Genomic DNA, 2822 nt, shown 5'->3' with positions numbered 1-2822 from the left:
GGTTCGCGGTGCGCGCGCCCGGTGACGACGGCCCGTACCTCGGCGCGGCCATCCGCGGTGAGGGCCGGTTTCAGCTCGGGGTGATGACGGATTCCCCGTGGGACGACGCGTACGAGATCGACCTCGCCGAGGAGGCGCGCTCGGCCCTCGACCGCGCGATCGAGGCGTTCGAGGGGCTCGGCCACGGCATCGAGGCGATGGCGCCCGCGCCCGAGCCCGGGTATCCCGCGGCGTTCCGCACCATCTGGCAGGCGGGTGCGGCGACGATCCCGGTCGACGGTGCGGCCGAGTCGCTGCTCGAGCCGCTCACCCGGTGGCTGCTCGAGCGGGGGAGGGCTGTGCCGGCGCGGCAGCTCGCCGAGGCGCTCGCCTGGCTCGCCGGCTTCGAGGAGCGCACCATCCGCCGGTTCGCGCCGTTCGACGCCGTGCTGACCCCCGCGCTCGCGCTGACGCCGCCGGTCGTCGGCTGGTACGACGCCGACGACGGCGAGCGGAACTTCGCGCAGCAGGTGCAGGTCACGCCCTTCACGTCGTTCGTGAACGTGGCGGGGCTGCCCGCGATCACCGTCCCGGTCGAGGAGACCGCCGCCGGGGTGCCGATGGGCGTGCAGCTGATCGGCCGCCCCGGCGTCGAGGAGGTGCTCTTCGCCCTCGCCGCGCAGCTCGAGCGGCGCGTGCGTCGCGCACACCGGCATCCGCCCGTCTGGTGACGCCTCGACGTCTTCGGATGCACACGATCGGGTCGCGTGTGTAAGACTTAGGTAATGCTTACCTCACTCGTCGAAGCCGCGCCGCGCGAGCGCCCCGCCTACCGCAGCTTCCGCGTGCAGGTAGCCAGGGTCGAACGCCTCGCGCCGCACTTCACGAACGTGACCTTCGCGGGTGACGACCTCGAGGGATTCGGCACCGCCGGGCTCGACCAGCGCGTGAAGGTCGTGCTCCCGCTGCCCGAGATCGGCTTCGCGGCCTTCCCCGACGGCGACGACTGGTACGGCGCCTGGCGCGAGCTCCCCGCCGAGCTGCGGAACCCGTTCCGGACCTACACCGTGCGCGCCGTGCGCCCGCAGGCCCGCGAGGTCGACATCGTCTTCGTCGGCCACGGCGACGGCGGTCCGGCGTCCGCGTGGGCCGCGACGGCCGAGCCCGGCGACGAGATCGTGCTCATCGGACCCGACGAGCTGAGCCCCGGCCGCACCGTCGGCATCGACTGGCGCCCGGGCGTGGTCGACACGCTGCTGCTCGCCGGCGACGAGACGGCCGCCCCCGCGATCGCCTCGATCCTCGAGTCCCTGCCCGCCGATGCGAAGGGCATCGCCCTCATCGAGGTGCCCGCCGACGGCGACCGCCTCCCCGTGCGTGCGCCCGCCGGCRTCGAGGTGCGYTGGCTGTCCCGGGCGGATGCCGCAGCCCGGCACGGCGACCTCCTGGTGCCGGCCGTGCGCGACTGGGTCGTGCGCCACCTCACCGCCATCGGCGCCGCGCGTGCCGCCGACGCCGATGAGGCGGCCGCCGCGCTCGCCGCCGCAGAGCACGACGACCTGGCCGACACCCCGCTCTGGGACGTGCCCGAGGGGCACAGCCTCGACGGCGACTGCTACGCCTGGCTCGCCGGCGAGGCATCCGCCATCACGACGCTGCGCCGGTTCCTCGTGCGCGAGGCCGGCCTCGACCGCCGCCAGGTCGCGTTCATGGGCTACTGGCGCCTCGGTCGCGCCGAGCTCGACTGAGCAGGTGAGCGAACGGATGCCGCGTGCCGGGACGCTCGCGCCGACGACGGGCACGCCCGGGCAACCGGCACGCGGCCGTCGGCGCCGCCTTCCGCCGGGCGCGACGCTCGGCATCGCCGTCGGCCTGCTCGCCGTCGTCGCGATCGCGAGCCTCGCCGTCGGAGCGCGGCAGATCCCGTTCGACGTGGTCGTGCAGGCGTTCACGTCCCCGGTTCTCGGTGACGCCGACCACGTGGTCGTGCGCGACCTCCGGCTGCCGCGCGCCGTCATCGGCATCATGGCGGGAGCCGCTCTCGGCGTCGTCGCGGCACTCCTGCAGGGCTCGACGCGCAACCCGCTCGCCGACCCGGGCCTGCTCGGCATCAACGCGGGCGCGTCCCTGGCGGTGGTCGTCGCCATCGCGTTCCTCGGCATCGCGTCGCCGTTCGGCTTCATCTGGTTCGCCTTCGGCGGGGCGGCCGTCGCCGCGGCCATCGTCTACGCGATCGGATCCAGCGGGGGAGCGGGCGCGAGCCCGGCCAAGCTGGCCCTCACCGGAGCCGCGCTGACGGCGGCGGCGACCCCGCTCATCACATTGCTGCTCATCAGCGACGAGGGCACGCTGTCGCAGTACCGGTTCTGGTCGGTCGGCTCCCTCGCGGGACGCGGCATCGACACGGTCGTCGTGCTCTGGCCGTTCCTCCTCGTTGGACTCGTGCTCGCCGGCTGGCTCACCGGGCGCCTGAACCTGCTCGCCCTCGGCGACGACGTGGCGCGCGGCCTGGGCGTGCGGCTCGCGACGACGCGGGTCGTCACCGCGGTCGCGGTCATCGTGCTCGCCGGCACGGCGACCTCGCTCGCCGGCCCCATCGCCCTGCTCGGTCTCGCCGTCGCGCACGCGGCTCGCGGCCTCGTCGGCGGCGACTACCGCTGGCTCACCCCGCTCGCCGGCGTGCTCGGCGCGATGGTGCTCCTCGCCGCCGACGTCATCGGGCGCGTCGTCGTGGCCCCCGCCGAGCTCGAGGCCGGCATCGTCGCCGCGATCGTCGGGGCACCGGTGCTCATCGCGCTCGTGCGCCGTGGCCGGGCGGCGACGCTGTGAGCGCGGCACCGGTC

Annotated in this window: 3 protein-coding genes; all 3 read left to right on the top strand. The window is 75.0% G+C overall.

Going from position 1 to position 2822, the window contains the following annotated elements:
• Positions 1 to 710, top strand: a 710-nt coding sequence (locus AC1DY2_RS18250; protein WP_476763700.1) for an amidase family protein, incomplete at its 5' end; no start/stop codon positions are given.
• Between the two features lie 54 nt (positions 711 to 764).
• Positions 765 to 1727: a siderophore-interacting protein gene (locus tag AC1DY2_RS18245; RefSeq protein WP_476763699.1), complete on the top strand. Its 963-nt coding sequence runs from the start codon at positions 765 to 767 to the stop codon at positions 1725 to 1727.
• Between the two features lie 4 nt (positions 1728 to 1731).
• On the top strand, positions 1732 to 2808 hold the full coding sequence (locus AC1DY2_RS18240) for a FecCD family ABC transporter permease (RefSeq protein WP_476763698.1): 1077 nt from the start codon (positions 1732 to 1734) through the stop codon (positions 2806 to 2808).
• The last annotated feature ends 14 nt before the right edge of the window (positions 2809 to 2822 follow it).

The sequence above is a fragment of the Agromyces sp. P1_H4 genome (genome assembly GCF_056405255.1).
The sequence above is the reverse complement of the archived record's forward strand: the minus strand, read 5'-3'. Positions and strand labels throughout refer to the sequence as shown.